The organism is Lelliottia sp. F153 (assembly GCF_002870005.1).
Classification (GTDB): Bacteria; Pseudomonadota; Gammaproteobacteria; order Enterobacterales; family Enterobacteriaceae; genus Enterobacter; species Enterobacter nimipressuralis.
Window position 1 is genome coordinate 510315 of the sequence record NZ_PKFT01000002.1, and the last position, 12398, is coordinate 522712.

Annotated in this window: 12 protein-coding genes; 6 read left to right on the forward strand and 6 right to left on the reverse strand. The window is 54.3% G+C overall.

Annotated elements, in window-relative coordinates; translation table 11 throughout:
* Positions 1–33: 33 nt before the first annotated feature.
* The 6 genes from rng to csrD form a co-directional block, all read right to left on the reverse strand.
* Positions 34–1503 (reverse strand): ribonuclease G, encoded by a 1470-nt coding sequence (rng, locus tag F153LOC_RS09605; protein ID WP_100778688.1) that lies wholly within the window; start codon positions 1501–1503, stop codon positions 34–36.
* On the reverse strand, positions 1493–2086 hold the full coding sequence (locus F153LOC_RS09610; protein ID WP_102105518.1) for a nucleoside triphosphate pyrophosphatase: 594 nt from the start codon (positions 2084–2086) through the stop codon (positions 1493–1495). Before F153LOC_RS09610 ends, rng begins: the two co-directional genes overlap by 11 nt.
* A 9-nt stretch (positions 2087–2095) precedes the next feature.
* Positions 2096–2584: a rod shape-determining protein MreD gene (gene mreD / locus F153LOC_RS09615; RefSeq protein WP_095283628.1), complete on the reverse strand. Its 489-nt coding sequence runs from the start codon at positions 2582–2584 to the stop codon at positions 2096–2098.
* Entirely contained in the window at positions 2584–3600 is a 1017-nt protein-coding gene (mreC, locus tag F153LOC_RS09620) for a rod shape-determining protein MreC (protein WP_100778686.1), read from the reverse strand. The genes mreD and mreC overlap by 1 nt, the downstream gene beginning before the upstream one ends.
* 60 nt (positions 3601–3660) lie before the next feature.
* Positions 3661–4704: a rod shape-determining protein MreB gene (gene mreB, locus F153LOC_RS09625; RefSeq protein WP_000913396.1), complete on the reverse strand. Its 1044-nt coding sequence runs from the start codon at positions 4702–4704 to the stop codon at positions 3661–3663.
* A gap of 283 nt (positions 4705–4987) precedes the next feature.
* Positions 4988–6928, reverse strand: coding sequence for an RNase E specificity factor CsrD (csrD, locus tag F153LOC_RS09635; protein ID WP_102105519.1), 1941 nt, complete (start codon positions 6926–6928; stop codon positions 4988–4990).
* 194 nt (positions 6929–7122) lie between these two features.
* Between csrD and F153LOC_RS09640 the strand changes: the two genes are divergently transcribed.
* The 6 genes from F153LOC_RS09640 to accC all read left to right on the forward strand — a co-directional run bounded on the left by F153LOC_RS09640 (position 7123) and on the right by accC (position 12312).
* Entirely contained in the window at positions 7123–8097 is a 975-nt protein-coding gene (locus tag F153LOC_RS09640) for an MDR family oxidoreductase (RefSeq protein ID WP_102105520.1), read from the forward strand.
* Positions 8098–8174: 77 nt separating this feature from the next.
* Positions 8175–9176 (forward strand): protein-methionine-sulfoxide reductase catalytic subunit MsrP, encoded by a 1002-nt coding sequence (gene msrP, locus F153LOC_RS09645; RefSeq protein WP_102105521.1) that lies wholly within the window; start codon positions 8175–8177, stop codon positions 9174–9176.
* Positions 9177–9776, forward strand: a complete 600-nt coding sequence (gene msrQ / locus F153LOC_RS09650) for a protein-methionine-sulfoxide reductase heme-binding subunit MsrQ (protein ID WP_102105522.1) — start codon at positions 9177–9179, stop codon at positions 9774–9776.
* Between the two features lie 234 nt (positions 9777–10010).
* Entirely contained in the window at positions 10011–10463 is a 453-nt protein-coding gene (gene aroQ / locus F153LOC_RS09655; RefSeq protein ID WP_102105523.1) for a type II 3-dehydroquinate dehydratase, read from the forward strand.
* Positions 10464–10484: 21 nt separating this feature from the next.
* On the forward strand, positions 10485–10952 hold the full coding sequence (gene accB, locus F153LOC_RS09665) for an acetyl-CoA carboxylase biotin carboxyl carrier protein (protein ID WP_100778680.1): 468 nt from the start codon (positions 10485–10487) through the stop codon (positions 10950–10952).
* 10 nt (positions 10953–10962) lie between these two features.
* Positions 10963–12312 carry an acetyl-CoA carboxylase biotin carboxylase subunit gene (accC, locus tag F153LOC_RS09670; RefSeq protein ID WP_100778679.1) on the forward strand — a complete coding sequence of 450 codons (1350 nt, stop codon included), beginning with the start codon at positions 10963–10965 and terminating at the stop codon, positions 12310–12312.
* Positions 12313–12398: the final 86 nt, after the last annotated feature.

Below are 12398 nucleotides of genomic sequence, written 5' to 3' on the forward strand. Positions count from 1 at the left end.
TTGTCAGCCGTTCTCTTGCAGCATTGCTGCCTCTTACATCATCACCACGTCAAACTGCTGCTGGTTATAGAGTGGTTCGATTTGTACTTTTACCTGCTTGCCGACAAAGATTTCCACTTCCGCCAGCGCGTGCGACTCTTCGCCTTTCAGTGCTTCTGCCACCGCAGGGGAAGCATAGACCAGAAAACGGTCGGAGTCGTAGGCGTGATGGACGCGGACAATTTCACGCATGATTTCGTAGCACACCGTCTCCACGGACTTTACCGTGCCGCGTCCGTGGCAGGTTGGGCATTCGTTGCACAGCACATGTTCAACGCTTTCACGCGTGCGCTTGCGGGTCATCTCCACCAGACCAAGCTGAGAGAAACCGTTGATACTGGTTTTCACCCGATCTTTGCTCAGCGCCTGCTCCAGGGAGTGCAGCACGCGGCGGCGGTGATCTTCATTATTCATATCGATAAAGTCGATGATGATAATGCCGCCAAGATTGCGCAGACGGAGCTGACGCGCGATGGCCTGCGTCGCTTCGATGTTGGTGTTAAAGATGGTGTCGTCGAGATTGCGGTGGCCGACAAATGCCCCCGTGTTGATATCCACGGTGGTCATCGCTTCCGTCTGATCGATGATCAGATAGCCGCCGGATTTCAGCTCCACTTTGCGCTCCAGCGCGCGCTGGATTTCGTTCTCGACGTCAAAGAGATCAAAGATCGGCTGGCGGCCGGTGTAATGCTCCAGCAGGCCAGGCATCTCTGGGATGTATTCGGCGGTGAATTCGAGCAGCGCGTCGTAGGTCAGACGCGAATCCACGCGGATGCGATCGAGCTGCGCATCAGCGAAATCGCGCAACACACGCTGCGCCAGCGCCAGCTCGCCGTACAGTTGATAGCGGGTCTGGTTGCGTTTTTTACGCTCCATGACTTTGGTCCAGACGCGTTTCAGGTACGCCGCATCGGAGGCCAGATCGTCTTCACTGATCCCTTCTGCCGCGGTACGGATAATAAAACCGCCCTGCTCGTCGCAGTAAGCGCCGACCACCTTTTTCAGGCGTTCGCGCTCGCTTTCACTTTCGATACGCTGAGAAACACCGACGTGTGAAGCGCCCGGCATAAAGACCAGGTAGCGAGAAGGTAAAGTGATGTCGGTCGTCAGACGGGCGCCTTTGGTACCGAGGGGATCTTTCACCACCTGGACCATCAAATCCTGCCCCTGGCGGACCAGCTCGGAGATGTCGCGAACGGTAAACTGCTTTTGCTCTTCACCCGCGACACATTCGGTGTGCGGCATGATATCCGAGGCGTGCAAGAACGCTGCTTTATCAAGGCCAATATCTACAAATGCCGCCTGCATACCCGGTAGTACACGACTGACACGACCTTTGTAGATATTGCCTACTATTCCGCGTCGCGCTTCGCGCTCAATATGAATTTCCTGAAGAATGCCGCCATCAATATAGGCCACTCGGGTTTCCGATGGCGTTACGTTTACCAACAATTCAGCCGTCATAATTATCCCTTCCCTCACGCAGTGAGTTAAAATTGCTCAGCAACTCATACGTTTCCACCAGCGGTAAGCCGACTACGGCGTGATAGCTGCCATTAATCTTCCTGACGAAACAGCCACCCAGCCCCTGAATACCGTATGCACCTGCTTTATCCATAGGTTCACCGCTGGCGATATAACCGGCGATTTCCTCATCGGTAAGCACTCTGAACGTGACATCCGTGACCACCAGACAATCCAGCACCTGCTGGCTGTCTGCCAGTGCAACCGCCGTCATCACCTGATGCGTTTGTCCGGATAATTTGCGCAGCATTTGCGCCGCATGTTCACCGTCACGCGGTTTCTCGAGCACTTCACCGTTGAGAATCACGATGGTATCTGCCCCCAGCACTGGCAAATCACGCGGGGTTTGCGCCACGCCAGCCAGGGCTTTTTCCCGGGCCAGACGAGACACATACTGCTGCGCGCTTTCGCCATCGCCCCGTTTTTCTTCAATACCGGTGACGATACGTTCAAAAGAGACACCCAGTTGAGTGAGTAACTCCTGACGACGCGGGGAACCAGAGGCAAGAAATAAAGACGTCATAGAAACCTTTTATTGCACGGCAAACTGCTGGCGAACTTTACGCATCAGCAGGAACAGCCACGGCCAGAGCACACCGTTTACTACACTACTCCAGAACACTTCCGGTCGGAAAGAGACGTTGATCACTAAAAACTCAGCCCAGAAAACAATGATATCCGCGGCGAGGGACAACAACATCACCACCAACGCCTGTTGCCAGAGCGCGAGGTTACGGAAAAGCTGGAATTTCAGTGCAACGAGGTACGCAATAATACTCATCGACAGGGCGCGCACGCCGAGCGTTGAGCCACTGATGAGATCCAGTATGGCACCCATCACAAAACCCGTGCCCACATTTACGCGGTGCGGCAGGGCGAGGGTCCAGTAGAGTAAAATGAGCAGCACCCAGTTTGGCCGGAAAACGAGAATGTCGTCCGGCCAGGGCATGACTTGCAGTAATAACGCGATGAAGAACGAGAGCCAGATTACCCAGCGTCCCTGGCTACGATAGCTCGCCACTACTGCCCTCCCGAGGAGATTTGTGGCGGCAGCGGTGCATCCGGAGGAGGCTGCGTTAATCCCGTCGCAGGTGCAGGCACTGGCGCAGGCGGCCCCATGGAGTCCGGCGCAGGCAGAACCTGCGGCATCATCTGCATTAAGCGTTCATTGGCCACGCGATGCACCTCTTCTGGCGTCATCGGGTTGATACCGTTACGATCGGCGCCCCACAGCAGCAGCAAATAGCGCAGACGCTGTAAGCCCGCAGTTGGACGAGCCTGAATCACCGTATACGCACGTTGCGTATCCAGCTTCACCGACGAGACAACCGCCACCGGATAACCTTCAGGGAAACGCCCGCCGAGACCGGAGGTGACCAGAACATCACCCACACGAATATCGGTGTTGGCTGGCAGATGCTCCAGCTGCAGATCGTCCGTACAGCCGTTACCGGCCGCAATAATACGGATATCATTACGCAGTACCTGAATCGGCAGCGCATGGGTGGCATCACAGATCAATAAAACGCGGCTGGTGAGCTTAGCAACAGCAACCACCTGGCCCACAACGCCTTTATCACTGATGACCGGCTGGCCTTCGTAAACACCGTTCACGCTGCCTTTGTCGATGACCACCTGATCGCTGTACGGATCGTTAACGGTGGAGATCACCTGAGTCACCATTTTCTGCTCGTCCTGACGCAGCGGCGATCCCAGCAGCTCACGCAGACGGGCGTTTTCCTGGCGATACTGACCCAGCATCAGCAGCTCGCTGTTTTTCAGCAGCAATTCCTGGCGCAGTGCACGGTTTTCAAGCTCGAGTTGGTCGCGTGATGACAAGGTTTGAGAAACACTGTCGAGTAATTCACGGGGACCATTTGATACAAAGTAGAAAGGACTGACGGCGGTATCCATGTATGTTCGGATCTGGCTGAACATACCGAGGCGGCTATCGGCGATGATGACTCCAAGCGCTACCAGCACCCCCAGGATCAGGCGAAACTGCAGCGACGGGCCACGGCTAAAAATTGGCTTCATAGGCTATGCGTATTCTCGTGTCAGAGAGAAAGGGTAGCCTTCGCTACCCTCTCAAACCGACTACTCTTCGCTGAACAAGTCGCCGCCGTGCATGTCGATCATTTCCAGCGCCTTGCCACCACCACGGGCTACGCAAGTCAGTGGATCTTCTGCAACTACGACAGGAATACCTGTCTCTTCCATTAACAGGCGGTCGAGGTTACGCAGCAGCGCGCCACCACCGGTCAGAACCATACCGCGCTCTGAGATGTCGGAAGCCAGTTCTGGCGGGCACTGTTCCAGCGCAACCATCACCGCGCTCACGATACCGGTCAGCGGCTCTTGCAGCGCTTCGAGGATTTCGTTGGAGTTCAGGGTAAAGCCACGCGGAACGCCTTCAGCCAGGTTACGGCCACGAACTTCGATTTCGCGGACTTCGTCGCCAGGGTAAGCAGAACCGATCTCGTGCTTAATACGCTCTGCGGTGGCTTCACCGATCAGAGAGCCGTAGTTACGGCGCACATAATTAATGATGGCTTCATCAAAACGGTCACCGCCGATACGCACGGAAGAGGAGTAAACCACACCGTTCAGAGAGATGACGGCCACTTCAGTGGTACCACCACCGATATCCACCACCATGGAACCTGTTGCTTCAGAAACCGGCAGACCCGCACCAATTGCAGCAGCCATCGGCTCTTCGATAAGGAAGACTTCGCGCGCACCTGCGCCCTGAGCGGATTCACGGATCGCACGGCGTTCAACCTGAGTTGCACCGACTGGCACACAGACCAGCACGCGCGGACTTGGGCGCATGAAGCTGTTGCTGTGAACCTGCTTAATGAAGTGCTGAAGCATTTTTTCAGTCACGAAGAAGTCAGCGATAACGCCGTCTTTCATTGGGCGGATCGCGGCGATGTTGCCTGGGGTACGACCCAGCATCTGCTTCGCATCGTGTCCTACGGCTGCCACGCTTTTCGGGGAGCCGGCACGATCCTGACGAATGGCCACAACGGAAGGCTCATTCAATACGATGCCTTGTCCTTTTACATAAATCAGGGTATTCGCGGTACCCAGGTCAATGGACAGGTCATTGGAAAACATGCCACGAAATTTTTTCAACATACTAAGGGATAATCCTGAAAGCTGGGGCGGAAAAATTAAAATCCGCTTACTTTACCAACCACACGTAGCAGCGACAAGGCGCAAAAATCATCTGCTACGGTGAAAATTAGTGCAGCACGTTTCCTTATGTTACAAATTTATTTCCTGACTCCATCAGGGCTGAGTTAACAGCTGCGTCACTCGCTTTCATTTGTAACCCGTCCAGGTAAACGACTGGCGTTTTGCTCGTCATACTCAAAGCTACAGGCGCGATATTCTACGTGAAAACAAATTAAACGGCAGGTCAAACAGAGTATCTTTGCAAATATTTTTTCACATTGCTGTCAAGCGGCTGAGAGGTAGCAATAAAATCCCCCTGACCACCCGCGACACCGCGCTCCGTCAACATCTGCCATTCGCTGCGTGAACGTATGCCAGTGGCGAAGACTTGCGTTTGCGTTCCCTTGCACGCTTCCACCAGACTCTGAACCAGCAGCTGGTTTTCCGTGCGCTTTTCAATATTCCTGACCAGCCCCGGATGCAGCTTTAACAGCTCCACATCCAGCTCCTTGATCCAACTGGTACTGACCAGCGTTAAACCCGCCTGAGTCACTGCCACGCGAGCACCGAGTGCATTCATCAAACGGACGACCGGCTGTAAACGGCTGATATGTTGACAAACATCTGCCTCTGCAAGTTCAAAAATAATACGTTTCCGCTGCGATTTTTCACATTGCATCAGCACATCACGCAGCCAGCGCTGAAAACGCGGGCGAATCAGCGATTCTACCGTTACCTGTAATGCCAGATTTTCCTCCGGCCAGAAAGATAAAAATGGAATAAGGCGCGTAATTTGCTGCCGGTCGTACTCTTCCGACAGACCAAACTGCAGCACCATCGGCAGATATTCGGCGGAGACAACCTCTTCCGAGCCGTCGAAGATACGGCAGAGTAACTCGCGGTGATGCACCTGGCCGTTACGCAGTACGGCCGGTTTTTGATAAATTCGTGGCCCGCCGCGGCTCAGCATCTGTTCAATGAGCGTTCGCCAGCGCACGTTGCCGCGCCCTTTTTCCGGCAGAGAATCATCGTAAACCGCCCAGCCATTCGCCCCCTGCAGCACCGCGTTACGCGTGGCCGCTTCGGCATGTTCCATCACCTGTTGAGTTTGCTGGCCGCCTCGCCAGGCGCAAATGCCGATATGAACCATATCATCCCGGTCGAGCATTTTGGTTGGTGGCAGCGCATCGACCGCTTTCAGCAACTGACTGGCGATGCTTTCCGATTCTTTCAGCGTCCGATGCGGCAGCAACACGGCAAAATCACTGCGGTGGTAGCGCGCCAGCAGCGCACCGGGATAGCGCATAATAAAGGTCGATAACAAATTGATGAGCGTAAAGAGATGTTCTTCCGCCACCGAGCGGCCCCAGGTATCGCGCAACAGATCGAAATCGGGCAGTCGGATAACCATCACCACCCCGTGAGTACCCACCTTTTCGGTATCTTCCAGCAGCGTGGCCAGTTGATTATCAAAGAAAAGGCGGTTATTCAGCCCGGTTTTATTGTCCTGGGCGGCGTAGGACCGAATCAACGTATCCATACGGCTGCGCTGATCGCTGGCGAACTGGATTTCTGAAAGCAACACATCCAGCGCGCTGCTGGTCCGCGACGGCCATTCATAAACAGACCCGCGCACCTTAGCACCTCGTTCACCGTTTAAAATACGTACAGATCGCGATTCCAGGAGTTCCTGTCCGGAAAGCTGGCGTCGAAGCCAGCGCACCGCCAGAAAAATCAGCACAACAATAAAACCCACCGCAACGGTGAGCGGTGCAGTGGTCATCAGCGAACGGAAATAGTTCGCCATCGGGTCCTGATAGACCAGCCTGATGGTCACCCCAGGGCTTTTCAGGGAGTGAATCGTCATCTCGCGGTATTGTGCCAGCGTCCCGGCCGGGCGATAGCTGCTCTGACGCGCATGGCTCAGGAGGACTTTGCTACCCTGTAGAATGTCGATGTGTACAATATCCACCGGCACCATCAGCTCATCCAGTTGCTGAGACAGCGCGGGCAACGTTGACGTGACCAGTCGCGAATCAATGACCGAAGCCACGGACTGCACGCGGTTGGTCAGTTTGTCCTGAATGGCGTTATAAAAGCTTAGCGAGCACCCCATCAGGGTGACGAAGATAGTCAGCCCCGTCAGCAGCGTAATAAAAGCTGAAAATTTCGTCGTTAATCGCATCCTTGAGATCACTCCGTTGGTTGATGGGGAGGCAGTTAAAGTGCAAGTAAGTGCTAACTTGCGTTTAGCAGGGGCATACTACCAAACCTGGTCTATCTGGCAATTTATTGCGTTAAATCGGCATAGCGTTTCAATGAGCGAGTATAGTCTTCAGAAATTATTTTCCAATCATCATGCTTAGTGAGGACATCTGTATGCAGGCTTTGATCTTAGAACAGCAAGACGGCAAAACTCTGGCGTCGGTTCAATCCGTTGAGGAAAACCGTCTCCCGGAGGGGAACGTGACTGTGGATATCGACTGGTCCAGCCTGAACTATAAGGATGCTCTCGCCATCACGGGCACCGGGAAAATCATCCGCAATTTTCCGATGATTCCGGGAATTGATTTCGCAGGCCACGTGCATTCCAGCGAAGATCCGCGCTTTCACCCAGGACAGCAGGTGCTGTTGACCGGCTGGGGCGTGGGGGAAAACCACTGGGGCGGCCTCTCCACGCAGGCGCGCGTCAACGGTGACTGGCTGGTGCCGATGCCAAAAGGTCTCGATGGCCGCAAAGCGATGATCATCGGCACCGCCGGTTTCACTGCGATGCTATGCGTAATGGCGCTGGAAGAGGCAGGCGTTCGCCCGGACTCCGGTGAAGTGGTCGTGACCGGCGCCAGCGGTGGCGTGGGCAGTACCGCAGTGACGCTGCTGCACAAACTCGGATATCAGGTTGCCGCTGTTACCGGGCGCGAAAGCACACATGATTACCTGCGTTCACTGGGCGCAAACCGTATTCTGGGACGCGAAGAGTTCAGCGAAACCCGTCCACTGGAAAAACAGGTCTGGGCGGGTGCGGTGGATACCGTGGGCGATAAAGTGCTGGCAAAACTGCTGGCACAGATGAACTACGGCGGATGCGTGGCGGCCTGCGGTCTGGCGGGTGGTTTTGCGCTGCCAACAACCGTGATGCCATTTATCCTACGTAATGTGCGTCTGCAGGGTGTGGATTCCGTGATGACGCCAGCGGCGCGTCGCACGCAGGCATGGGAACGTCTGGTGCGTGATTTGCCGGAGTCCTTCTTCAGCCAAAGCGCCACCGAAATTACGCTGGACCAGGCTCCGGAGTATGCCGGAAAAATCATTAGCAACCATTTCCAGGGCCGGGCGCTGGTGAAAATTGCTTAATCTTCAAATTTTCGTGACATATTCGCGATAACCCGACTCCTCCGTCATGCTTAGAAAAATGCATGCCGGAGGATGCCATGAAAAACAGAAAACTGACGGAAGCCGATGTAACGGCCGAATCTGTCTTTATGCTACAGCGCCGCCAGATCCTGAAGATGCTCGGTATCAGCGCTACCGCCCTAACCCTCACCCCCAACGCCCATGCCGACCTGCTTGACTGGTTCAAGGGGAACGACCGTCCAAAAGCCCCCTCTGGCCAGCCGCTATCCTTTACCAAACCTGCACAATGGCAGAACAAACTTGCGCTGACGCCGGAAGATAAAGTGACGGGCTATAACAATTTCTATGAGTTTGGCCTCGATAAAGCCGATCCCGCCGCCAATGCCGGGAGCATGAAAACCGATCCCTGGACCTTAAAAATTGAGGGCGAAGTCGCCAAACCGCTCACTTTTGACCATCACGATCTCACGACCCGTTTCCCCCTTGAGGAGCGTATTTACCGGATGCGTTGCGTTGAGGCGTGGTCGATGGTGGTGCCGTGGATCGGTTTCCCGCTGCACAAACTGCTGGCGATGGCCGAGCCCACCAGCGATGCCAATTATGTCGCTTTCCAGACGCTTTACTCGCCAGAGCAAATGCCAGGGCAGAAAGACCGCTTTATCGGTGGCGGGCTGGAGTATCCGTATGTCGAAGGGCTGCGCCTCGACGAGGCCATGCATCCGCTGACGCTGCTGACCGTCGGGGTATATGGCAAAGCGCTGCCGCCGCAAAACGGTGCCCCCATCCGTTTAACGGTGCCATGGAAATATGGCTTCAAAGGGATTAAATCGATTGTCAGCATTAAGCTCACCAAAGAGCGCCCGCCGACCACCTGGAACCTTGCCGCGCCGGGCGAATATGGCTTTTTCGCGAACGTTAACCCGCACGTCGATCATCCGCGCTGGTCTCAGGCGACCGAGCGCTTTATCGGTTCCGGCGGCGCGCTGGACGTGAAACGCCAGCCAACGCTGCTGTTCAATGGCTATGCCGACGAAGTGGCCTCACTCTATCGCGGGCTGGACTTGCGGGAGAATTTTTAAGTGCGCTTAACCGTAAAACAGATCACCTGGCTAAAAGTGCTATTACATCTGGCCGGTTTGCTTCCTTTTATATGGCTGTTCTGGGCAGCCAGTCAGGGCTATTTCAGCGCCGATCCGGCCAAAGATATTCAACACTTTACCGGTAGGATGGCTCTGAAATTTTTGCTGGCAACCTTGCTGATTTCCCCACTGGCGCGCTACGCTAAACAGCCATTATTGATACGAACACGACGTCTTTTAGGGCTATGGTGTTTTGCCTGGGCGACGGTCCATCTCACCAGCTACACGTTGCTGGAGCTGGGCATTAATAATCTGGCATTGTTAGGCAGCGAGCTGGTATCGCGTCCGTATCTTACGTTAGGGATTATCAGCTGGGTGATTTTACTGGCGCTGACGCTCACGTCGACGCAGTACGCACAGCGAAAACTGGGCCTGCGCTGGCAACTTTTGCATAACTTCGTCTATCTTGTGGCGATCCTGGCCCCGATACATTATCTATGGTCGGTGAAGATATTATCCCCTCAGCCTATTATCTACGCGCTGCTGGCTCTGGCGCTGCTGATATGGCGCTACAAGAAGTTCCGCCAGTGGTGGCGATAGTTCGCGAAACTGTGCGTATTCCCGCAGATTACTTATCAACCGCGCTTCTTTTATCAATTGCGGTTGATAATCTTCCCTGATAAGACCAGTATTTAGCTGCTAAATGCTACGAAATCGTTATAATGTGCGACCTTGGTTTTCCTGGAGGGGTTTTTCATCCCCTGAAAGGGTGACAATTGCGCATCGAAGGTATATTTTGTTTTTTACCCGAGAATCGCAGGAGATAGCGGCACAATGACTGGAAAGTTGCACATCTTAGTTTTGAACGGACCGAACCTGAACATGCTCGGTACCCGCGAACCCGAGAAGTACGGCACGCTGACATTAAGCGAAATTGTTAACCGTCTTGGGACGGAAGCAGCTGCGCTTAACGTGAGTCTTGACCATTTTCAGTCTAATGCGGAGTACGCACTCATCGACCGTATTCATCAGGCTAAAGACACTGTGGACTATATCCTGATTAATCCGGCCGCGTTTACGCACACCAGTGTTGCTATCCGCGACGCACTGCTTGCGGTAAACATCCCGTTTATCGAGATCCACCTGAGCAATGTGCATGCCCGAGAGCCGTTCCGCCACCATTCGTATCTGTCGGATATCGCTGCTGGCGTTATCTGCGGACTGGGTGCTGACGGTTATTCATACGCTTTACAGACAGCGGTAAAACGCCTGTCACAATCACACTAAACAAGAGTACGGAACCCACTCATGGATATTCGTAAGATTAAAAAACTGATCGAGCTGGTTGAAGAATCAGGCATCTCCGAACTGGAAATTTCTGAAGGCGAAGAGTCTGTACGCATCAGCCGTGCAGCGCCAGCCGCTAGCTTCCCGGTCATGCAGCAGGCTTATGCTGCACCTGTGATGCAGCAGCAGCCTGCTCTGTCTAACGCAGTTGCCCCGGCAGCAGAAGCGCCGGCTGCAGCAGCCGCAGAAATCAGTGGTCACATCGTACGTTCCCCGATGGTTGGTACTTTCTACCGCACGCCAAGCCCGGACGCTAAAGCGTTCTGCGAAGTGGGTCAGAAAGTCAATGCAGGCGATACCCTGTGTATCGTTGAAGCCATGAAAATGATGAACCAGATCGAAGCTGACAAGTCAGGTGTTGTTAAAGCGATTCTGGTCGAAAGTGGTCAGCCGGTAGAATTTGACGAGCCGCTGGTCGTCATCGAGTAACGAGGCGAACATGCTGGATAAAATTGTCATCGCCAACCGTGGCGAGATTGCACTGCGTATCCTTCGTGCCTGTAAAGAACTGGGCATCAAGACCGTCGCTGTGCACTCAAGCGCGGATCGCGATTTAAAACACGTATTACTGGCGGATGAGACGGTCTGTATTGGCCCGGCTCCGTCCGTAAAAAGTTATCTGAATATCCCGGCAATCATCAGCGCCGCTGAAATCACCGGCGCGGTGGCAATCCATCCGGGTTATGGCTTCCTCTCTGAGAACGCCAACTTTGCTGAGCAGGTTGAGCGCTCTGGCTTTATCTTTATCGGCCCGAAAGCTGACACTATTCGCCTGATGGGCGACAAAGTGTCCGCAATCACCGCGATGAAGAAAGCAGGCGTTCCAACGGTACCAGGCTCCGACGGCCCTCTGGGCGACGATATGGATGCTAACCGCGCACATGCTAAACGCATTGGCTATCCGGTTATTATCAAAGCGTCCGGCGGCGGCGGCGGTCGCGGTATGCGCGTTGTTCGCAGCGATGCAGACCTGGCACAATCCATCTCCATGACCAAAGCTGAAGCGAAAGCTGCGTTCAGCAATGACATGGTTTACATGGAAAAATACCTGGAAAACCCACGCCACATCGAAATTCAGGTGCTGGCTGACGGTCAGGGTAACGCAATCTATCTGGCAGAACGTGACTGCTCCATGCAGCGTCGTCACCAGAAAGTCGTCGAAGAAGCACCAGCACCGGGTATTACTCCGGAACTGCGTCGCTACATCGGCGAGCGTTGCGCCAAGGCGTGTGTCGATATCGGCTATCGCGGTGCAGGTACGTTCGAATTCCTGTTCGAAAACGGCGAGTTCTATTTCATCGAAATGAACACCCGTATTCAGGTTGAACACCCGGTTACCGAAATGATTACCGGCGTTGACCTGATCAAAGAGCAGCTGCGTATCGCTGCGGGTCAACCGCTGTCCATCAAGCAGGAAGAAGTCGTGGTGAAAGGTCATGCGGTCGAGTGCCGTATTAACGCCGAAGACCCGAATACCTTCCTGCCGAGCCCGGGTAAAATCACGCGTTTCCACGCGCCGGGTGGCTTTGGTGTGCGTTGGGAATCTCATATCTACGCGGGCTACACTGTACCGCCGTACTATGACTCAATGATCGGTAAACTGATCTGCTACGGCGAAAACCGTGACGTGGCGATTGCCCGCATGAAGAACGCTCTGCAGGAGTTGATCATCGACGGTATCAAAACCAACGTTGATCTGCAGGTTCGTATCATGAACGACGAGAACTTCCAGAATGGTGGAACGAACATCCACTATCTGGAGAAAAAACTCGGCCTTCACGAAAAGTAAGACCGCATACGCGTTAAAAGGCCGGATATTCCGGCCTTTTTTATTTCTGGGGATCGCCTGTGTCCCATCATGTACAATCCCCGCTT